A 19,610-nucleotide genomic window follows, 5' to 3' on the forward strand; every position below is an offset into this window, starting at 1 on the left:
CGTGACAAACACGCCGAGGCACCACAGGCCGCAGAATAAACCCACCAAAACACAAACAATCCAAGCGCCGCCCCAAAAGGGCGGCGCTTTTCGTTGATACAGTGCTGTCTATTAGAAACGGCGCTATTGGTTACCCGGCGACGACACTCTGTCGTTGCACACCCAATCCCTCAATCCCAAGCTCTATGCGGTCGCCCGGCTTGAGGTAGGTCTGCGGGTTTTGCCCCATCCAAACGCCCGGAGGCGTCCCGGTCGAGATCACATCGCCCGGTTGCAGTGACATAAATTGCGACAGGTGCGAGATCACCATCGCAACACCGAAATGCATTGTTCTGGTCGAGCCGTCCTGATAGCGATGCCCGTTCACCTCAAGATACATCGGCAGGTTCTGCGGGTCGGGCACCTCGTCGCGTGTCACTAACCAAGGGCCGATGGGGCCAAACGTGTCGGCGGACTTGCCTTTGACCGACTGCCCCGAGCGGTGCAGTTGAAAGTCGCGCTCGGACAGGTCGTTGACGACGCAATATCCAGCCACATGATCCAGCGCTTCTTCTTCCGAAATATATTTGGCCTTTTTCCCGATGACGACGCCCAGTTCGACCTCCCAATCGGTTTTAACCGAGCCGCGCGGAATTTCGACGGTATCGTCCGGGCCATTGATCGCTGAGGTGGCTTTGAAGAAAATCACCGGCTCTTGCGGCAGTTCCATACCGCTTTCGGCGGCGTGATCGGCGTAATTCAGACCGATGCAGATGAACTTTCCCACCTGACCGATGCAGGCGCCAATTCGGGGGGGTGCCTTCGACTTTTTGAAGGGTAGAGGGATCCAACGCACGCAACCGTGTAAGCGTTTCATCTCCCAGCGCCTCGCCCGAAATGTCGTTAACTTCCCCCGAGAGATCGCGGATCGTACCTTCGGCATCCAGCAGCCCAGGTTTCTCAGCACCCTTCGGGCCATAGCGGAGCAGTTTCATATCGAGTTCCTTCGTTGCTTGGATCGTTCAGCCACCACCAAGGGCAAGCGGCTTTTCGGTGGTATCTCTGCTGACAACGCCCGCAAGGCGCATCCGGCGGTGTTAAACACCCTCGGGAAGCAGATCAGTGGGAATGTCCTGGTAACAGACTGGCCGCAGGAAACGACGGATCGACAGAGTGCCAACCGATGTCGCGCCGAAATTCGTCGATGCCGGGTAGGGGCCGCCATGAACCATGCTGTCGCAGACCTCGACCCCCGTGGGGAAGCTGTTGGCCAGCAAGCGCCCGGCTTTACGCTCCAGCAGTGGCAGCAACGCTCGTGCGTCGGGCTTGTCGTCGGGGTCCAAATGCAAGGTGCAGGTCAGCTGGCCTTCGATGGCGCGTGCAATTTGCTGCATCTGAGCTGTGTCGCGGACGCGGACGACGATGCCGAGCGGGCCAAAGACCTCCTCTTGCAGTTTGTGATCCGCCAACCAGTCATCGCCGGACACCGTGAACAGGTAGGGCGCCGCATCACGCGTCACGCAGCTAGTACCCATGATTTGAGTGACTCCGGTGCCCGCTGCGACACGCGAAACCCCCTGACGGTAGGCGTCGGCGATGCCATCGGTCAGCATGGTTTGCTCGGCTACGGCGGACAGGCCCGCCTCGGCGGCGGACTGGAATGCATCTGCCTCGGGGCCGTCAATGATAACCGCGATGCCGGGATTGGTGCAGAACTGCCCTGCTCCCATGGTCAAAGAGCCAGACCAGCCGGCCCCGATCTCGGCCCCGCGCGCGGCGGCGGCTTGCGGTAGGATGAACATCGGGTTGACCGAGCCAAGCTCACCGAAGAACGGGATTGGTTCATTTCGTTGCGCGCACAGGTCGAACAGGGCGCGACCACCAGCGAGGCTGCCTGTAAACCCTACCGCCCGGATCAGAGGGTGCTGCACCAGACGTGTTCCCACGTCCCGCTTGCCGCCTTGCACCAATGAGAACACACCGGGATGAACGCCTGTCGCCTTGATAGCAGAATCAATGGCCTGCGCGACGATTTCACCCGTGCCCGGATGCGCCGAATGGCCTTTGACAATGACAGGACAACCTGCAGCCAAAGCAGCGGCCGTATCGCCCCCCGCGACCGAGAAGGCCAGCGGGAAGTTGGACGCGCCGAACACAGCCACAGGCCCCAGCGGGCGCTGGATCATGCGCAGGTCCGGGCGGGGCAGGGGCGCGCGATCAGGCATGGCCGGATCGTGGCGCATGTCCAGATAGTCGCCCGCCTCAATGTGATCGGCGAACAAACGCAACTGACCGACGGTACGGCCACGTTCGCCTTGTAAACGGGCCTCGGGCAGGCCGGTTTCTTGCGTTCCGATTTCAGTGATCGCATCGCCGCGTGCATCAATCTCATCTGCGATCTTTCGTAGCAAAGCGGCCCGCTCGGCACGTGTCGACCATCCGAATGAGGCAAAGGCTTGCTCGGCGGCGTCTACGGCACGGTCAACCAGCGCGGGCGTGCCTACGGCAAAGTCATGGCTGGGGCCATGGGCAGGTTCCGATGCGAAAGTGGCGTCTGCGCCGACCCATTCGCCAGCGATCAGGTGTTTTCCAGTCAACATGTTGGTTCTCTCTTAAAGCAGGTCGCGTTGGGCGAGGTTTCGCATCAGGTGTGAGGCCCCGAAGGTCCATTCAGGGCATTCCGTGGACAGGCGCACCGTGTTTGTCAGCGCCCCAAGCTGGCTGTTGGCGATGGTGACGAGATCGCCCAGTTTATGTGTAAAGCCGCCTCCGGGCGTGTCACGGTCCTGGGTTGGGGCAAAGAGCGTGCCCAGAAACAACATCAGCCCGTCCGGGTATTGGTGATGGCGTCCAATGGTCTGTTTCACAAGATCCGCCGGATCGCGGCTGATCTGGGACATGGAAGACGCGCCATTCAGAACAAACCCATCGAGCCCGGTGACAGTCAGCGTCAACTCGGCCTTGCGCACGTCGTCGAGGGTGAAGCCATCGTCGAACAGCCGGATCATTGGACCGATCGCGCATGAGGCGTTGTTGTCCTTGGCCTTGCTGAGCAGCAGGGCCGAGCGCCCCTCGACATCGCGCAGGTTCACATCGTTGCCCAAGGTCGCGCCCTTGATTTCACCTTGTGAGGTTACGGCCAGAACCACCTCGGGTTCGGGGTTGTTCCAGGTGGAAATCGGGTGCAACCCGATATCCGCACCAGCGCCGACCGAAGACAAAACCTGCGCTTTGGAAAATACCTCGGCATCCGGTCCGATCCCGACCTCCAGGTACTGGCTCCAGAGTCCTTCTTCGATCAGCGCCTCCTTGACCTTCGCGGCCTCATCTGAGCCGGGCGTGATATTGGACAGGCTGTCGCCAATCCGCGCGCCGATGCGCGACCGTATCGCCTCGGCCTTGGCCGGATCACCTGCGGCCTGTTCCTCGATCACGCGCTCGACCATGGAACCGGCAAATGTGACGCCGCAAGCTTTGACCGCTTGCAAGTCACAAGGAGCGAGCCACTGATGATCCGCGTCAAACAGGCCAAGGTCTTCGCCCTGCGCCGCTCGGACGTAATCCGCTGCATCGTCCCGCTCAAGAATATCCCGAACGGTTGGCGCAGTTTTCGACGTGATGTCGACCACGCGGCCATCCCGTAGGGTCACTACGCAGGGGCCAATCCCAGCGCGCTCAATACGTCCGAGCCACAGCCCGTTGGAGTCCAGATTTGGTAGAGTCATATCAATCCCTGAGGTTATAGGCCCGCGCGGCGTTGCCACCCATGACGGCATCGCGTTCGGAGCTGCTGAGCTGGCTCAGCAAAAGGTCTGTGGTTTCCAGCCAGCGTTCATAACTGCTCGCCAAGGTGCAAACCGGCCAGTCGCTGCCCCAGATCAGGCGCGACGGGCCGAAGGTGTTCAACAGGTGGTCCACATAAGGGCGCAGATCATCGACCGTCCAATCGGATGCGGCTTCGGTGACAAGACCGGACAGTTTGCACCACGCGTTGGTTTCACGGGCCAGCGCAGCCATATCCTCGGCCCACCCCTCGAGCTTTGCGTCCCGGATAAGGGGCTTGGAGCCGTGATCAATGACAACCTTCATGTCCGCATGACGGGCCAGTAGATTTCTGAGCGGTCCCAGATGCTGCGGCAAGGTCAAAGCGTCGAACGTCAGACCCTGCGCAATAAGTTCGGTAAAAGCGGGGGTCAGAGCGTCGCCGAGCATCCAGTGCGGGTCGGCAGTATCCTGAATCATCGGACGCAAACCGACCAGCGCCGGGTGCTTGTTCAATTTTTTGATTTGGGTCGCCGCATCCCAGGCTTCGAAATCGACCCAACCCACAACACCTTTAATAAATGGGGTCTCGTCGGCCAGGGACAGCATGTATTCCGTCTCGGCCAACGTTGGTGCCGCCTGCACCAGCACGGTGCCTTCTATGCCGGCGTCGTTCAGCATCGGGGCCAGATCATTGGGGGTAAAATCGCGGTAGATCACGTCTAAGTCAGGCATCAGCCAGCCATAGTCCCCCCGCGCCAAGGTCCAGAAGTGCTGATGCGCGTCAATCTTCATCCGATCACGCCCTTTTTCAGGATGATATTGCCATAGAGCCTGCGCTCACCCGTTTGAACGATGGCAAATGCATTGGCCGCACGCTCATAGAAGGCAAACCGCTCAAGCCCCTGAATTTTAGCAGGGTTGTCCGCCGTCGCGTCGATGATGTTCTGAAAATCGGCGACGGCTTCGGGAATTGCGTCCGGATCGGCGACCACCTGCATGGTCAGGGCCGGGTCGGTCACAAATGTATCCAGAGGCATTACAGACAGCACAGCCCGAAGCACCTCACTGGCGGTTGAGCCATCCGCTCGGATACACTCAGGGCCGGTGCTTGTGCCGGGAAAGTTCGCATCCGCAATCACGATTTCATCGCCGTGCCCCATGGCCCTGAGCGCATGTAGCAGGTCGGGCGACAGAATGGGGTCGATGTTACGCAGCATCGGCGGCCTCACTCGGAAGCGGTGCATCCGGACGGATCAGCCCCTCGGACCGCAGATCAGACCAGAGGCCCGGGGGTACTTCCCGCTCTAGCAGGGCCACGTTGGATTGCACCTCGGCTGCGCTGACGGCACCCGGAACGACTGTTTTGACGCACGGATGACCCAGAACAAATTGTAGGGCCGCCGCGATCAGAGGGGTGTCATGCGCGGCGCAAACGGCCTCGATCTTGCAGACGCGCGCCAGTATGTCCTCGGGCGCATCGGCATAGTTATACTTTGCACCCGGCACGGCTCCGGTCGCGAGGATGCCGGAGTTGTAGGGCCCACCCAAAATGATCCCCACGTCGCGCTTTTCACAAAGGGGCAGGAAGCTGTCCAATGCTTCTTGCTCAAGCAACGTATAGCGACCGGCCAGCAGGAAGCCGTCGAAATCACCCAGGCCCAGAAGCTTTTCACACACCTGCCATTCGTTCACGCCTGCGCCGATGGCGGCGATCTCTCCTGCGTCGCGCAGCTCAACCAAGGCTTTGTAGCCGCCTCCGTTGAACAGCTCACGCACCTTGGCGTCGGACATTTCTTGACTGCCCTGGCTGAAGACGCAGACGTCATGCACCAGAAGGATGTCGGCATTTGCGACCCCGATGCGCTCACGGCTGGCCTCGTAGGACCGCATCACCCCGTCATAGGTATAGTCGAACACGATCCGTTTTTGCGGAACGTCTACAAAGGTCTCGGGCGTGACCTCATGGGGTTCGCAATCCAGCAGAAGACGCCCGATCTTGGTGGACAGCTGGATGTTCTCGCGTCCAAAGCGGGCAATCGCCTCGCCAAAGCGGCGCTCGGACCGTCCAAGCCCGTATTGCGGTGCGGTGTCAAAGAAACGGATACCCGCATCATAGGCGGCCTGAAGCGCGGCCTGCGCGTCCTCATCCGACACTTTGCGGTACAGGTTTCCCAGCGGGGCACCGCCAAATCCCATCCGGGTCAGCGGAACGGGCCGCGCGGTGCGGTTATTGAGCAATTCTGTCTGTGAAACGGTCATCCTGCCTCGCTGTGCGACTGTTGGGTGAGATTGAAAAGGTGGGGCTTTTGCTGCCTGAGTTCCTCGATGCGCGGCATCAGCTGTCCCAAATGGGCGCGCATTGCGTCCTGAGCGGCTTGTTCGTTGCGGCTGCAAATCGCGTCAAAAATGGCTTTGTGTTCCGCCAGTGTTTCCGCAATCCGGCCGGGGGTCGGCAGCAACAGCATCCGCGCCCGGCTCACCTGCAGAGAAACATTCTGCGCAACGTTGGCGAGGTGACGGAAGCCGGTGAAGTCCATCAGCATGCCGTGAAACTCTTCGTCAGCCTGATAGAAGCCGGGAATATCATCATCTTCGATCAAAAGCTCTTGCAGGCGCATATTGCGGCTGAGGCGTTTGCGCTGATCTTCGGTCAGGTCCCGCGTCACTTTGGCGACGGTTGCTAGTTCGAGTGCTTCGCGCAGAAAGGCACCTTCGCGGATCTCATCCATCGAGAAATAGGACACACGCGTCCCGGATTGCGGGACTACGTCCACCAGACCTTCAGATGACAGTCGGGCGATGGCGTCCGCAACAGGCGCGCGTGACACGCCTAAACGCTCACAAACCGGGGCCTTCCGTAGATTCGCGCCTGGCGGAAAGTCCAGCGCTAGAATCGCCGTTTTCAAAGAGTGGTGAACCCGCTGAGCCAGCGATCCTTCGGTGACCGTAATCTCGGGCAGGAGAGAGGCATCAATATCTTGGAGCTTGTTCATGGTCATCGTTTAACATTCTAACATGTTAGTTGACAAGAGCAGATATAGCACTTAGCAACATGGGCCAAGCAAGCGGGGAAGTGATGCAAGCACACGACGGCATAAATGTTCTGGAAAAGGCGGCGCGGGACGTCGTTCAGCTTAACCCTGATGACAATATTGTTATTGCCCTGCGTGACTTGCAGGCGGGCGAGCAGCCGACACAAGTGCCAACCCCTCTGACCTCGCAAGTGGCCCGCGGGCACAAGATTGCGACGATGCCGATTCGGGCTGGCGAGAATGTTATCCGTTACGGCCAGATCATCGGTCAGGCCAAAAGCGATATTGCACCGGGGGATCACATCCATGTCCACAATCTGGGGATGGGCGCGCATCAACAGGACTATGCGCATGCCAGCGCCAATGCTCCGCTACCCGCGCTGGCCGCGGATCGCACGTTTGACGGGTATCATCGTGCCGATGGCCGGGTAGGGACGCGCAACTATATCGGCATCCTGACCAGCGTGAATTGCTCGGGCTCTGTTGCAAGGTTCATTGCCGAGGCGGCCGAGAAGTCTGGGCTTCTGGATGACTTCCCCAATGTCGATGGGGTGGTGCCGATCGTGCATGGCACGGGTTGCGGCATGTCTGGCAAGGACGAAGGCTACGCCACTTTGTTCCGGACATTGGCCGGTTACGCGCAGCACCCGAATTTCGGAGGTATCCTGCTGATCGGGTTGGGGTGTGAGGTGATGCAGGTCGCTTATTTGGTCGGAGGACGCCCGATCCGGTCAGACGGCGCGTTGCGTTACATGACCATCCAGAACGAGGGTGGTACACGCCGCACAATCGAACGCGGTTTGGATGAGCTGCGGGGAATAGCCGAACTGGCCAATCAAGCCGAGCGCGCGCCCGCTCCCATCAGTGCAATCACGGTTGGAATGCAATGCGGTGGATCGGACGGGTATTCCGGGATCACGGCCAATCCAGCCCTTGGATATGCATCCGACCTTTTGGTGCGCCAGGGCGGCACAACGATCCTGTCCGAGACGTCCGAGATCTACGGGGCCGAACATCTTTTGACCCGCCGCGCCGAGACCATCGAAGTGGGCGAAAAGCTCATAGAGCGTATCCACTGGTGGGAAGACTACACCGAGCGCAATGGCGGCGAGATGGACAACAACCCAAGCCCCGGCAACAAGCGCGGCGGGCTGACGACCATTCTGGAAAAATCGCTGGGCGCTGTCGCCAAAGGCGGCACGGCACCGCTGCGCGACGTCTACAAATTCGGTGAGAAGGTGGACAAACACGGGTTCGTCTTCATGGACAGCCCCGGATTTGATCCATGCTCGGTCACGGGGCAGGTGGCCTCAGGCGCGAACCTGATCGTGTTCACCACCGGGCGCGGCTCGGTGTCAGGCTATCAGCCGACGCCCTGCATCAAACTGGCGACCAACTCGGAAATGTATGCCCGGATGGCAGACGACATGGATCTGAACTGCGGCGACATCGTCACCGATGGCGTCAGCATCGAAGCCAAAGGCGAAGAGCTGTTCGAGGTACTGATCCGTGTCGCCTCGGGCGAGAAAACCAAAAGTGAAGAACTTGGCTTTGGGGGCGTGGAGTTCGTCCCCTGGCAAATCGGCGCGGTGATGTAAGCCGCACCGCCCTTGGGGAGAGGGGCAGAATGGGAGGAGAAATGACGAAACTGGTCGACATGACGGGGATTGATAAGCACTTCCCCGGTGTGCATGCGCTGAAATCCGTGCAATTCGATCTGTTTCCGGGTGAAGTTCATGCGCTGATGGGCGAGAACGGTGCCGGGAAAAGCACGCTGATGAAGATCCTGTCTGGGATCTATCAGCGCGACGGCGGCGATCTTTTGATCGAGGGACGATCTGTCAGCCCGACCACCCCGCGCGAGGCGCAGGATCTGGGCATCGGCATCATCCATCAGGAACTGAGCCTGATGAATGACCTGACCGTCGCGCAGAATATCTTCATCGGGCGTGAGCCGCGCAAAAGCTTTGGTCGTCTGGACGAAGCCGCGCTGAATGCGCAAACGGCTGAGATCTTCGCCTCGATGAACCTGAACCTCGACCCCAAGGCACTGGTCGGCAGCCTCACCATTGCAAAACAGCAGATGGTCGAGATCGCCAAGGCGCTGTCCTTCCGGTCGAAAGTTTTGATCATGGATGAACCGACCGCCGCCCTCAACGACGCCGAAATTGCCGAACTGTTCGTGATCATCCGCCGCCTCAAGGCGGAAGGTGTGGGCATCGTCTATATCAGCCACAAAATGGATGAACTGAAGCAGATCTCGGACCGGGTCACCGTCATGCGCGACGGGGAATATGTCGGCACGGTGGGTGCCGCAGAAACGCCAATCAGCCAGATCATCGCAATGATGGTGGGGCGTGAGGTGAACGAGGAGCCCTTGGACGTTCCCGATCTGGGCGATGCCGAGGTTTCGCTGCAAGTTTCGGGCCTGAGCCGCAGCAAAGAAATCCAAGATGTCAGCTTTTCGGTTCAGAAAGGCGAGATACTCGGATTTGCCGGATTGATGGGCGCTGGCCGGACCGAGGTCGCGCGGGCAATCTTCGGCGCTGATCCAAAAGATGCCGGTGAAATCCGGGTGCATGGTCACGTGGTTTCGATCAAATCGCCCACCGACGCGGTGAAGGCCGGGATCGGGTATCTGTCTGAGGACCGCAAGCATTTCGGCCTCGCCACGGGGATGAATGTGCGGGACAATATCGCGCTGGCCTCGATGGATCTTTTCACAAGCACCGGCGGCGTTCTGAACGACAGTGAAATCAGCACCACCGCCAAGGGCTATATCGCGCAGCTGGGCATCCGGACACCATCGGATGTGCAAGAGGTTCGGCTGCTCTCGGGCGGCAATCAGCAAAAGGTTGTCATCGCCAAATGGCTGCTGCGCGATTGCGATATCCTGATCTTCGATGAACCTACACGGGGCATCGACGTGGGCGCGAAATCCGAAATCTACAAACTGCTCGAGGAGCTGGCTGAGCAGGGCAAGACAATCATCGTGATCTCGTCCGAATTGCCTGAGATCATGCGCCTCAGCCACCGCATCGCCGTGATGTGCGAAGGCCGGCTGACCGGCATTCTGCCCGGCGGAAAAGACACCACACAAGAAGACATCATGCATCTGGCCACGCAACGGGCGGCGGCGATGCAGGTAACGGGGACAATGCAATGACCACAGCTACGGATATCGACAAGAAAAAACCCCTCGGGGGTTTGTCGGAAAGCGGCGCCTACCAAAAAATGCTGGCCTTCGCGAGCTTGATCGCGTTGCTGATCGGCTTTTCGATCGCATCGCCGAACTTCATGCAAACCTCGAACATGATTGCAATTTTGCAGGCGACCTCGGTCAACGGGGTGCTGGCGGTGGCCGCGACTTTGGTGATCATCACCGGCGGCATTGATCTGTCGGTGGGCACGTTGATGACCTTTTGCGCGGTGATCGCGGGGGTGGTGCTGACCTATCTGGGCATGCCGTTGCTATTGGGCGTTGCGGCCGCAATCGCGGCGGGCGCGTTCTGCGGCCTGTGTTCGGGGACATTCGTCGCCAAGATGAAAATACCACCCTTCATCGCCACACTCGGCATGATGCTGATCCTCAAGGGTCTCTCGCTGGTGATCTCGGGGACGCGACCAATCTACTTCAACGACACGCCAGGCTTTGACCAGATCTCGCGCGGATCGCTGATCGGAGAGGTTTTCCCCGCGCTGCCCATCCCCAATGGTGTGCTGATCCTGTTCATCGTCGCCATCGCTGCCTCGTATATTCTGAGCCGTACAGTTCTGGGCCGATATACCTTTGCGCTGGGGTCGAACGAAGAGGCCGTGCGCCTGTCGGGCGTCAACACCGATATGTGGAAGATCCGCATCTATGCGCTGGCCGGAGCTATCTGCGGCATCGGCGGCATCCTGATCGCCTCGCGTCTGAACTCGGCACAGCCTGCCTTGGGTCTGGGGTATGAGCTGGAGGCCATCGCGGCAGTTGTCATAGGCGGCACATCGCTGTCGGGCGGTCGCGGCACGATCCTTGGCACATTGATCGGCGCCTTGATCATGGCGGTGCTGACCAACGGGCTGCGTGTCCTGTCTGTCGCGCAGGAGTGGCAGACCGTTGTCACCGGCGCGATCATCATTCTGGCAGTTTATGCCGACATGGCACGGCGCAAGAAATCCGGCTGAGATTAACAAAACAGAAAACGACCAACTGTGGAGGAGAAAACATGTTTTCACGTCGTTTCATTCTGGGGGCGCTGAGTGCGGCCACCCTGGCAGGTCCCGCTTCGATGGCGGCTGCCGAAGAAATCTATATCCCGCTGGTGTCCAAAGGCTTCCAGCACCAGTTCTGGCAGGCGGTGAAGTCCGGCGCAGAACAAGCAGCGGATGAGTTTAACGTCACCATCACCTTCGAAGGCCCTGACAACGAAACCATGGTGGACCGTCAGATCGACATGCTGGCGGCGGCCCTGGCCAACAACCCCAAAGCCATCGGCTTTGCAGCATTGGACAGTCAGGCGGCGATACCGCTGCTGAAACAGGCCAATGACAAAGGTATCCCGATCATCGCCTTCGACAGCGGCGTCGACAGCGACATCCCGCTTTCGACCGCAACTACAGACAACCTTGCAGCGGCCGGTCTGGCAGCGGACAAGATGGCCGAGAAGATCGGCGGCAAAGGCAAAGTCGCTGTTGTGGCGCATGACCAGACCAGCCGTACGGGGATCGACCGCCGCGACGGGTTCGTCAACCGTATCGCCGAGAAATATCCGGACATCGAAGTTGTCACGGTTCAATACGGTCAGGGCGATCACCTGAAATCGACCGAGGTGACCAAGGCAATCCTGACTGCAAACCCGGATCTGAATGGTATCTTCGGCACCAACGAAGGCTCGGCCATTGGCGTTGTGAATGGCGTTCAGGAACTGGGCACCGAAGGTCTGGTCATCATTGGTTATGACAGCGGCAAGGCGCAGAAAGACGCGATCAAAAGCGGCCTGATGGCTGGTGCGATCACGCAGAACCCCGTTGGTATCGGCTATGAAACCGTCAAAGCTGCCGTTTCGGCCCTGAACGGTGAAGAGGTACCGACCCTGATCGACACAGGCTTCTACTACTACGATGCCTCGAATATCGACGACCCGAAAATCTCGGCCGTTCTGTACGACTAAGACCATCCACTCACGAAAACCTGTCCGGCCTGCCCTTACTAGGTGGGCCGGATGCTTTAGAGGTAGCTCGTGTCAACTAGTGGCCATGGGTCCTAGGCCTGGGGTGCAGGCCCGAGTGACTCGCGTATCTTTGTCGTGGCTTCGAGCTGTACACTTGACCCCGCATCCTCACCTTTGCGCAAAGCGACCAGCATACGAGCGGCCCCTTTACCCATGTTTCGATGAGGAACATGAACCGTTGTCAGGGTCGGTGTTACGATCTCTGCTATTTCAATGTCATCAAACCCGGTGATGGACACATCTCTCGGCACTTCAAGGCCCATTTTCCGGGCCTGCCTCAGAGCACCGGCGGCAAGAACATCGTTGCCACATAGGATTGCAGTGGGTCTCGGGTCCAATTCCATCGCCGCCTCAAGGGCGCGCGCTCCGTTGTCGATCGAGTAGGGCGTTTCGATGACGTGCAGGTTGTCGACATCAAGGTTCCGAGACAGCATCGCTTGTTCTACGCCCTCACAGCGCAACCGAGCCCGGTCATTGCCGTCCCTCTCTGCCGTGACAAAGGCAATGGCGCGATGTCCCAGGTCGAGTACCTGCTCGGTCAGCGCCTGCATCGCGCTTCGGTTGTCGAACCCGATGGACAGGTGCGTTTGGTCAGGATCATAGACCCAGGCGACTACACACGGGATCCGTTGTTTCTTCAGGAAATCGTAAACCTGTGGGGTCCGGTCAAAGCCAATCAGCAAGAGCGCATCCGCACCGCGTGCCACGAGGCTGCGGATCTGCTCTTCTTCAAGCTCAGGGTTATATGAAGAGCTGGCGACAAGGAGGGTTATGCCATGCCTCTGAAGTTCTTCCTGAAAAGCTTGGAGGCCACGTGCGAAGATGGCGTTTTCCATCGTCGGTATAATTGCGCCAAAGGTTCTGGTGCGTTTGGCGGCAAGGGCCTGAGCCCCGAAGTTCGGTGTGTAGCCAAGTGTTTTGACTGCGCTGAGGACCCGTTCTCGGGTTTTCTCGGACACCATCTTAGGATTGTTGAGGCACCTCGAAACAGTGGCCGTGGAAACGCCTGCACGCTGCGCAACGTCTTCCAGTGTCGGTGACGCCCGGCTTGGCTCGTCTGCAAATGGTGCCTTCGTCATCTACCTAACTACACTCGTGGCTTTGGCGCTCCATTTGCGCCCTTCGGAATGCGGGGTCAACTAGGGTGTCCTTCTAGGTACAGTGTAAGCGCTTGCAATGCAAAATGTAAGCGCTTACAGTGACCTCGAATCGGAGAAGGGGGGATTTGGCAATGTTCATTTTCGCGGCCATTGCGCTTTTTCTGGCGTTCCTGATCAACGTCGTCGCGGGCGCATTTGGCTACGGCCAATTCCTGGGCGACGTCGGAGAGATGGTGTTGCTGTTCGCGGCATCGCTCGCATTCGTTGTCGTCACGCTTAGGAAAGAGGCGGCTGCAAAATCAAAAAAACAATAAATGACATGACCCATAGGGAGGAAAACATGGATCGTGAAAAGCAGGAATTGACTTCGGCTTCACGCCGGAACTTCTTGAAGCTGGCAGGAAGCGGTAGCTTCACCGCAGCTCTGGTTGCAGGCGCTGCGGGGACCTTGTGGTCCAGCGAGGCCGCGGCACAGACCGCCAAGGAAGAGCGTGAGCGCGAGGATGCAGCGGAATTCACGATGACCCTTGCGACAGCGTATGTCTTGGGTGCATCGCGCAGCTATCCGATCATGCAGCTGGACCTGAAGGAGAACATCCAGAACGCCACCAATGGCAAGGTCTATGTCAAGCTGGCACCGGGTGGTCAGCTGGGGGCCGGTGGCGCCCTGGTGCAAGCGGTGCAGGCTGGCACCATCCAATGTGCGCAGCATTCCCTGTCGAATTTCGCGCCCTACGCGAGCGCGGCTGACCTGATCAACATGCCCTATTTCTGCGGCTCGAACCAGCGCTTCACCAACCTTGTGACCTCGGATGCGTGGAAAGCCGAAGTACACCCCAAGATCGAAGCCGCAGGATTCAAGGCGCTTTTCTACATCAATATCGACCCACGTGTTGTGGCCGTGCGCAAGGGCGGAAACGCCGTGATCACGCCCGGCGACATGGCAGGGGTCAAGTTCCGCGTGCCCGGCTCGAAGATGCTGCAGCAGTACTATCGCATGGTCGGCGCGAACCCGACGCCGGTGGCCTGGGGCGAAACGCCTTCGGCGATCAAACAGGGCGTGGCGGATGCTCTGGACCCGTCCGTTGGCGCGCTCTTTGTGTTTGGCTTCAAGGATATCCTGAGCCACGTCACCTTTACTCAGGCGGTGCCGGACAGCCAGATTTACTCGATGAACCTGGAATGGTTCAACTCGCTACCCGCAGATGTGCAGGAAGGCATCGAGTTCGCGGGCGAGCTGACCTCGCATCAGAACCTGGCCAAAGTTCCATCTGCGCGCACCTACGCAATGGCGGAATTGCGCAAAGCGGGTGTCGAGTTCCACAGCCTCAGCGAGGATCAGCTGGCGGAATGGAAAGCCGCTGGTGGGTACCAATTGTCCGATTGGGACGAGTTCAAGGTCGAGCTCGCCGGTTCCATGGACAACTTTGCCAAGCTGGAAGAAGCGGCTGGCACGAAAGGGCGCTACTACGTCCACGATGCTTGATACGCCTCGTCGCGTTTCAGGGGCGGCATGGTGACTGGCCGCCCCAAAAATCTGACGACAACTTGGAAATCCGGCTGCCGGCTGCCCTTGAGGTGCCGGTGAACGGGAGGATTGCATGCAACGAATACTGCAAGAACTGAACCGGAATGCCGAGCGCTGGCTGCTGCTCGTGTTCTACACGATGCTGGTGGCGACGATGTTCATCGAAGTGCTTCGGCGCGAGTTGTTGTCCTATTCCTCGATCTGGGGCGAGGAAATCGTCCGTTACTCGTTCATCTACCTCGCCTGGATCGGCGCGGCCGCTGCGGTTCGTGAACGCGGACATATCCGCATTGACGTGATCATGCACTACGTCAGCCCGCGGATTAAGGCGCTCCTCTATCTCTTTGGCGATTTTGTGATGGTCGCTGTGTCAGTCGTAGCGCTCTACTACTCGTATGAAACAGTCCACGTTTCCGCAAAATTTGGATCTGTGACAGACGGTCTGCGCATCAGCCGCGTCTGGTTCCTGATGGCCGTTCCAATTGGTTTCGCACTGGTTCTGCTTCGCCTCTTCCAATCCATCCTCCGCGACATCGCGGACCTTCGTGCGGGTCGCCCCGTCTACGAAGGTGACAAACTGTTCGACTGAGGGGGCTGGACATGCTTTGGAACCAACTCGATCAATCCGTTATCCTCGGCTGGGATTTTTATGGCCCGGTCATCCTGTTCGTCGTCCTTGTCGCACTTGCCGTTCCCGTCTGGGCCGCCATCGGCTCCGCCGCGATCCTGATGCTTGTCTGGTCCGGGGCTCTGCCTTTGAGCCTCGTCGGGGAAAAGCTGTTCTCTGGTATCGACTTTTTCGCGCTGACGGCTGTGCCGCTGTTTATCTTAACGGGCGACGTCCTAGTCAGAACCGGACTCAGTCGAAAATTTCTTGATGTGGCCGAGGCTTTAACGCAATTCGCCAAGGGCGGCTTTGGATCAGCCACGGTGCTTGTCTGCGGTATGTTCGCCGCGATCTCGGGCTCGGACGCCGCAGGGGCCGCAGCTGTTGGCCGTATGACGATCGACCGACTGGTCGAATCCGGCTACCCCCGGCCATATGCCTGTGCTCTTGTTGCTGCGGGTGCCTGTACCGGTATCCTGATCCCTCCATCGATCGCATATATCATCATCGGCCTTGTTTTGGGGATTTCTGCCTCGACACTGTTTCTGGCTGCTCTGATCCCTGGCATTGCGATCCTGCTGTCCATTCTTGCCACCAACATCATCATGAACCGCCTCAAAGGCTGGGAAGGTGGTGGCAACATCAGCATGGGCGAATACTTCTCACGGCTAGGCAAAGCCCTGAAGTCAGGTTGGTATGCCTTTCTGGTGCCCGGCATCATCTTCTACGGCATCTTTTCGGGTCGACTGACGCCGACCGAAGCAGGCGCTACTGCCGTGGTGGTGACGATCGTCATGGGGTTCATCCTGCGCACTCTGAGCCTGAGCGATTTTCCGGCGATGCTGGTCAGTTCAGCCAAGGTGAACGGGGTCATTCTGCCGATCATCGCCTTTTCGGCCCCCTTGGCCGAAGCACTGGCCATCATTGGTGTTCCGCAGGGCTTTGTGGCAGCCGCCACCTCGGTCAGTGACGAACCGCTTGTCCTCATACTGATGATGGTCGGCATTCTGATCGCAGCGGGCTGCGTGATGGAGACCACGCCGAACATCGTGATCCTCGCACCGATCCTGAAGCCTCTGGCGGATGACATCGGCATGAACGAGATCCAGTTCTGCATCATGATGATCACAGCTTTGGGCGTTGGTTTTATCACGCCACCCTTGGGGCTGAACCTTTTCGTGGTCGCAGGAATAACGGGCGAGTCGATCCTGAAGATCGCTTATCGCGCCATTCCGTTCGTCCTGTTCATGCTGATCGTCACCCTGTTCATCGCTTACGTGCCGACGATCTCGACCGTTCTTCTGCCAGATATTTACAAATAGGAAGCAATCAATGCCGAGAGAATATCTCAAAAAAGCGACGCTGACCTCGAAAAGCGATGCTTCGGAAACCAAGAAAATCGTCCGCGACATTCTTGATGAAATTGAGGCTGGCGGGGATGAGGCGGCCATGGCCTACGCCCGGAAGTTCGACAATTACGATGGCGAAATTCTGTTGTCGCCTGAGGCCATTGAGGCTGCGTCGGCCCTTGTGCCCGAAAAGCTGAAGAAGGACATCCAGTTCAGCCACGCCAATGTCAAGAAGTTCGCTGAGGCGCAGTTGGGCACGGTCAAAGACTTTGAAACTGAGGTCGTCCCGGGCTTTATCGCCGGTCAGAAGGCGATCCCGGTGGATGCCGCAGGCTGCTATGTGCCCGGCGGGCGGTACAGCCATATCGCAAGCGCGATCATGACCGTCACCACGGCAAAAGTCGCTGGTTGCAAGCACATTGTCGCGTGTTCTCCACCACGCCCTGATGTGGGTATCGCGCCAGCCATCATCTATGCGGCGCACATCTGTGGTGCAGACAAAATCCTGGCCATGGGCGGTGTTCAGGGCGTTGCGGCGATGACGTTTGGCCTATTCGGCTTGCCCAAGGCTAATATTCTCGTGGGCCCGGGAAACCAGTTCGTGGCTGAAGCGAAGCGGATGCTGTTTGGCCGTGTCGGCATCGACATGATTGCTGGCCCGACTGACAGCCTGATCCTGGCAGACAAAACAGCCGATCCGATGGTGGTTGCGGCCGATCTCGTAGGTCAGGCCGAGCATGGATATAACTCGCCGGTCTGGTTGGTCACCGATGACCGCGCGCTGGCTGAAGAGGTCATGCGGCTGGTGCCAGAGCTGATTGCCGATCTGCCAGAAGTGAACCGCGACAATGCCACCGCCGCCTGGCGCGACTATGCGGAGGTCATCCTGTGCGCAGACCGAGAGGAAATGGCTGCAACTTCCGATGCTTATGCACCCGAACACCTGACGGTTCAGGCGGAAGATTTGGAGTGGTGGCTGGATCGCCTCAGCTGCTATGGCTCGTTGTTTTTGGGCGAAGAAACCACGGTGGCCTTTGGCGACAAGGCGGCAGGTACAAACCACGTCCTGCCGACCTCTGGGGCGGCCAGCTACACAGGTGGCCTAAGTGTCCACAAGTACATGAAAATCGTGACCTGGCAGCGCGCGACACGCGAAGGTGCTAAGCCAGTAGCCGAAGCCACCGCACGGATTGCACGCCTCGAAGGCATGGAAGGCCACGCGCGCACGGCTGACATCCGCCTGAAGAAGTACTTCCCAGACGAAGAATTCAACCTGAAGGCGCAAGGCTAAAACACTTGTCTTCCTCACGATTATTCAGCGTTGACGGCCGCGTGGCCGTTGTGACCGGGGCCAGTTCTGGCCTCGGACAACAAGCGGCGACGATCTTGGCAAACTCTGGCGCAAGGGTGGTGGGCGTTGCCCGCCGCGCCGAAGCCTTGGCAAGCTGGGCGGACGAGATGGGCGGAAACGTTGCCGTCGTCGCTGGCGATGTGGCCGATCTTGAAAACCAACCGGAGCTCGTGTTCGAAATCGCTGCTCCGTTCGGCGCGCCGGATATTCTTGTTCATGCTGCGGGCCTCAACCCCAGACTGCCAGCCGAGGAACTGTCACCAGAAATTTGGAACGCGACCCTCGCGGTCAACTTGTCTGCCCCCTTCTTCTTGAGCCAGGCTTTTGTTCCGGCCATGAAGGCAAAAGGCTGGGGGCGGATCGTCAACTTTGCCTCGCTACAATCCATCCGCGCCTTTCCAAACGGACTTCCCTATGGCGCTTCAAAGGGTGGCGTGGCCCAGATGACCCGCGCCATGGCCGAGGCGTGGTCGTCTGCGGGGATCAACACAAATGCGATTGGCCCGGGCTTTTTTGAGACCGAACTGACTGCGGCGGTCTTTGCTGATCCCGAACGCGCCGAACGAAACGCGGCTCAAACTTGCATTGGCCGCAACGGTGCGCTTGGAGATCTCGATGGTCCTCTGCTCTTTCTGTGTTCAGAAGCCTCTCGCTACGTGACCGGCCAAATCCTGATGCTGGATGGAGGGTTCACCGCTAAATGAAAGCTCTTGTTTATACCGACGTTCAGGCCCTGTCTTACGAAGATACCAGGGACCCAACCCCACAGCTGGGCGAGGCGCTGATCCGGGTGGAAAGCGTGGGTATCTGTGGCTCGGACATGCATGCCTATCTGGGTCACGACAACCGTCGCCCGGCCCCTCTTATCCTTGGGCACGAGGCGGCTGGCACCATCGTTGAGGGACCCCGCGCAGGTGAGCGTGTGACGATCAACCCTCTCGTCAATTGCGGCGCCTGTCCTGCCTGTGTTTCCCGACGTGAAAACCTGTGTCCAACTCGCCAGATTATCTCGATGCCCCCGCGCGAGGGCGCCTTTGCCGAGCTTGTGCGGATCCCCGAAGCCAATCTGGTCACGGTTCCTGACGATGTGTCGCTGGCCAAAGCAGCACTGGCCGAACCCATCGCCGTTGGTTGGCACGCGGCTCGACTTGGCGTTGAAGCGCTGCATCCATCGGAACCGCGCCAATCGCTTGTCATTGGTGGTGGCGCAATTGGAGTGGCCGCCGCTTTGTCCCTGCAAGCGATGAACTTTGAGGAAGTTGTAGTCGTCGAGAGAAATGACATCCGCCGAGAATACCTCGCCGCCACCTGCGGGATGCAAGTCGCCAAGGAGGTTCAGGGCGAGTTCCCTGTTGTTGTCGACGCTGTCGGATTTGCGGCAACAAGAGCGGCTGCTTCTGCAGCTGCCAAGCCCGGAGGTGTAGTTCTGCATATCGGCCTGGGCGAAGACACAGGCGGCCTGGATGTGCGTCGCATGACGCTGCAGGAAATCACCTTCATCGGCACCTACACCTATACCGCACAGGATTTCCGCGACACCGCCGCTGCCATGTTCGAAGGCAGGCTGGGCGCGCTGGACTGGGTGGAAAGCCGCCCGTTGTCAGATGGCGCGCATGCCTTCGAGGACATTCTGGCAGGGCGCGTTGCGGCCCCGAAAATCATTCTAAAACCTGACGCCTGAGG

The 19,610-nt window shown here is 59.1% G+C and carries 18 protein-coding genes and 1 pseudogene; 11 read left to right on the forward strand and 8 right to left on the reverse strand.

Annotated elements, in window-relative coordinates:
* Window positions 1-130 precede the first annotated feature (130 nt).
* From ACR0J4_RS19000 to ACR0J4_RS19030, 7 genes and pseudogenes are all read right to left on the reverse strand, one after another.
* Window positions 131-974, reverse strand: a pseudogene (locus tag ACR0J4_RS19000) (fumarylacetoacetate hydrolase family protein).
* A 102-nt stretch (window positions 975-1,076) separates the two neighbouring features.
* Window positions 1,077-2,579, reverse strand: a complete 1,503-nt coding sequence (locus ACR0J4_RS19005) for an aldehyde dehydrogenase (NADP(+)) (RefSeq protein WP_170643927.1) — start codon at window positions 2,577-2,579, stop codon at window positions 1,077-1,079.
* A gap of 12 nt (window positions 2,580-2,591) precedes the next feature.
* Window positions 2,592-3,704: a fumarylacetoacetate hydrolase family protein gene (locus ACR0J4_RS19010; RefSeq protein ID WP_170643929.1), complete on the reverse strand. Its 1,113-nt coding sequence runs from the start codon at window positions 3,702-3,704 to the stop codon at window positions 2,592-2,594.
* A gap of 1 nt (window position 3,705) precedes the next feature.
* A complete protein-coding gene (locus ACR0J4_RS19015) occupies window positions 3,706-4,536 on the reverse strand; it encodes an amidohydrolase family protein (protein WP_170643931.1) in 831 nt (276 codons plus the stop codon).
* Complete coding sequence (locus tag ACR0J4_RS19020; RefSeq protein WP_170643933.1) at window positions 4,533-4,961, reverse strand: RbsD/FucU domain-containing protein; 429 nt, start codon at window positions 4,959-4,961, stop codon at window positions 4,533-4,535. The genes ACR0J4_RS19015 and ACR0J4_RS19020 overlap by 4 nt, the downstream gene beginning before the upstream one ends.
* Window positions 4,951-6,003 carry an aldo/keto reductase gene (locus ACR0J4_RS19025; RefSeq protein ID WP_170643935.1) on the reverse strand — a complete coding sequence of 351 codons (1,053 nt, stop codon included), beginning with the start codon at window positions 6,001-6,003 and terminating at the stop codon, window positions 4,951-4,953. Before ACR0J4_RS19025 ends, ACR0J4_RS19020 begins: the two co-directional genes overlap by 11 nt.
* On the reverse strand, window positions 6,000-6,737 hold the full coding sequence (locus ACR0J4_RS19030) for a GntR family transcriptional regulator (protein WP_480668780.1): 738 nt from the start codon (window positions 6,735-6,737) through the stop codon (window positions 6,000-6,002). The genes ACR0J4_RS19025 and ACR0J4_RS19030 overlap by 4 nt, the downstream gene beginning before the upstream one ends.
* Before the next feature lie 83 nt (window positions 6,738-6,820).
* On the opposite strand from ACR0J4_RS19030, the gene ACR0J4_RS19035 reads away from it, so the two are divergent.
* Genes ACR0J4_RS19035 through ACR0J4_RS19050 form a run of 4 tightly spaced genes read left to right on the forward strand, consistent with a single transcriptional unit; the run spans window position 6,821 to window position 11,932 of the window.
* A complete protein-coding gene (locus ACR0J4_RS19035) occupies window positions 6,821-8,374 on the forward strand; it encodes an altronate dehydratase family protein (RefSeq protein ID WP_170643937.1) in 1,554 nt (517 codons plus the stop codon).
* Window positions 8,375-8,415: 41 nt separating this feature from the next.
* Window positions 8,416-9,942, forward strand: coding sequence for a sugar ABC transporter ATP-binding protein (locus ACR0J4_RS19040; protein WP_170643939.1), 1,527 nt, complete (start codon window positions 8,416-8,418; stop codon window positions 9,940-9,942).
* Window positions 9,939-10,946, forward strand: a complete 1,008-nt coding sequence (locus ACR0J4_RS19045; protein WP_170378165.1) for an ABC transporter permease — start codon at window positions 9,939-9,941, stop codon at window positions 10,944-10,946. The genes ACR0J4_RS19040 and ACR0J4_RS19045 overlap by 4 nt, the downstream gene beginning before the upstream one ends.
* 41 nt (window positions 10,947-10,987) lie before the next feature.
* Window positions 10,988-11,932 carry an ABC transporter substrate-binding protein gene (locus ACR0J4_RS19050; protein WP_170549850.1) on the forward strand — a complete coding sequence of 315 codons (945 nt, stop codon included), beginning with the start codon at window positions 10,988-10,990 and terminating at the stop codon, window positions 11,930-11,932.
* A gap of 92 nt (window positions 11,933-12,024) precedes the next feature.
* Here ACR0J4_RS19050 and ACR0J4_RS19055 read toward each other — a convergent pair whose 3' ends face one another.
* Window positions 12,025-13,071, reverse strand: coding sequence for a LacI family DNA-binding transcriptional regulator (locus tag ACR0J4_RS19055; protein WP_170643941.1), 1,047 nt, complete (start codon window positions 13,069-13,071; stop codon window positions 12,025-12,027).
* A 152-nt stretch (window positions 13,072-13,223) separates the two neighbouring features.
* Between ACR0J4_RS19055 and ACR0J4_RS19060 the strand changes: the two genes are divergently transcribed.
* The 7 genes from ACR0J4_RS19060 (at window position 13,224) to ACR0J4_RS19090 (ending at window position 19,608) form a co-directional block, all read left to right on the forward strand.
* Window positions 13,224-13,406 carry a hypothetical protein gene (locus tag ACR0J4_RS19060; RefSeq protein ID WP_170378170.1) on the forward strand — a complete coding sequence of 61 codons (183 nt, stop codon included), beginning with the start codon at window positions 13,224-13,226 and terminating at the stop codon, window positions 13,404-13,406.
* 26 nt (window positions 13,407-13,432) lie between these two features.
* Window positions 13,433-14,578 (forward strand): TRAP transporter substrate-binding protein, encoded by a 1,146-nt coding sequence (locus tag ACR0J4_RS19065; protein ID WP_170378172.1) that lies wholly within the window; start codon window positions 13,433-13,435, stop codon window positions 14,576-14,578.
* 115 nt (window positions 14,579-14,693) lie between these two features.
* Window positions 14,694-15,209, forward strand: a complete 516-nt coding sequence (locus ACR0J4_RS19070) for a TRAP transporter small permease (RefSeq protein WP_170378174.1) — start codon at window positions 14,694-14,696, stop codon at window positions 15,207-15,209.
* Window positions 15,210-15,220: 11 nt separating this feature from the next.
* Window positions 15,221-16,549: a TRAP transporter large permease gene (locus ACR0J4_RS19075; protein ID WP_170643943.1), complete on the forward strand. Its 1,329-nt coding sequence runs from the start codon at window positions 15,221-15,223 to the stop codon at window positions 16,547-16,549.
* Between the two features lie 10 nt (window positions 16,550-16,559).
* On the forward strand, window positions 16,560-17,867 hold the full coding sequence (gene hisD / locus ACR0J4_RS19080) for a histidinol dehydrogenase (RefSeq protein WP_170643945.1): 1,308 nt from the start codon (window positions 16,560-16,562) through the stop codon (window positions 17,865-17,867).
* 41 nt (window positions 17,868-17,908) lie between these two features.
* Complete coding sequence (locus tag ACR0J4_RS19085; protein WP_480668781.1) at window positions 17,909-18,631, forward strand: SDR family NAD(P)-dependent oxidoreductase; 723 nt, start codon at window positions 17,909-17,911, stop codon at window positions 18,629-18,631.
* Window positions 18,628-19,608, forward strand: coding sequence for an alcohol dehydrogenase catalytic domain-containing protein (locus ACR0J4_RS19090; protein WP_170643948.1), 981 nt, complete (start codon window positions 18,628-18,630; stop codon window positions 19,606-19,608). Before ACR0J4_RS19085 ends, ACR0J4_RS19090 begins: the two co-directional genes overlap by 4 nt.
* The last annotated feature ends 2 nt before the right edge of the window (window positions 19,609-19,610 follow it).

Source organism: Ruegeria sp. B10 (assembly GCF_056539825.1).

Excerpts from the sequence above, each read along its gene's own strand:
- ACR0J4_RS19035 (WP_170643937.1), top strand. The coding sequence starts at position 6,821 with ATGCAAGCACACGACGGCATAAATGTTCTGGAAAAGGCGGCGCGGGAC.
- ACR0J4_RS19025 (WP_170643935.1), bottom strand. The coding sequence starts at position 6,003 with ATGACCGTTTCACAGACAGAATTGCTCAATAACCGCACCGCGCGGCCC.
- ACR0J4_RS19030 (WP_480668780.1), bottom strand. The coding sequence starts at position 6,737 with ATGAACAAGCTCCAAGATATTGATGCCTCTCTCCTGCCCGAGATTACG.
- ACR0J4_RS19090 (WP_170643948.1), top strand. The coding sequence starts at position 18,628 with ATGAAAGCTCTTGTTTATACCGACGTTCAGGCCCTGTCTTACGAAGAT.
- ACR0J4_RS19010 (WP_170643929.1), bottom strand. The coding sequence starts at position 3,704 with ATGACTCTACCAAATCTGGACTCCAACGGGCTGTGGCTCGGACGTATT.
- ACR0J4_RS19015 (WP_170643931.1), bottom strand. The coding sequence starts at position 4,536 with ATGAAGATTGACGCGCATCAGCACTTCTGGACCTTGGCGCGGGGGGAC.
- ACR0J4_RS19045 (WP_170378165.1), top strand. The coding sequence starts at position 9,939 with ATGACCACAGCTACGGATATCGACAAGAAAAAACCCCTCGGGGGTTTG.
- ACR0J4_RS19070 (WP_170378174.1), top strand. The coding sequence starts at position 14,694 with ATGCAACGAATACTGCAAGAACTGAACCGGAATGCCGAGCGCTGGCTG.
- ACR0J4_RS19065 (WP_170378172.1), top strand. The coding sequence starts at position 13,433 with ATGGATCGTGAAAAGCAGGAATTGACTTCGGCTTCACGCCGGAACTTC.
- ACR0J4_RS19055 (WP_170643941.1), bottom strand. The coding sequence starts at position 13,071 with ATGACGAAGGCACCATTTGCAGACGAGCCAAGCCGGGCGTCACCGACA.
- ACR0J4_RS19050 (WP_170549850.1), top strand. The coding sequence starts at position 10,988 with ATGTTTTCACGTCGTTTCATTCTGGGGGCGCTGAGTGCGGCCACCCTG.
- ACR0J4_RS19020 (WP_170643933.1), bottom strand. The coding sequence starts at position 4,961 with ATGCTGCGTAACATCGACCCCATTCTGTCGCCCGACCTGCTACATGCG.
- ACR0J4_RS19060 (WP_170378170.1), top strand. The coding sequence starts at position 13,224 with ATGTTCATTTTCGCGGCCATTGCGCTTTTTCTGGCGTTCCTGATCAAC.
- ACR0J4_RS19040 (WP_170643939.1), top strand. The coding sequence starts at position 8,416 with ATGACGAAACTGGTCGACATGACGGGGATTGATAAGCACTTCCCCGGT.
- hisD (WP_170643945.1), top strand. The coding sequence starts at position 16,560 with ATGCCGAGAGAATATCTCAAAAAAGCGACGCTGACCTCGAAAAGCGAT.
- ACR0J4_RS19005 (WP_170643927.1), bottom strand. The coding sequence starts at position 2,579 with ATGTTGACTGGAAAACACCTGATCGCTGGCGAATGGGTCGGCGCAGAC.
- ACR0J4_RS19075 (WP_170643943.1), top strand. The coding sequence starts at position 15,221 with ATGCTTTGGAACCAACTCGATCAATCCGTTATCCTCGGCTGGGATTTT.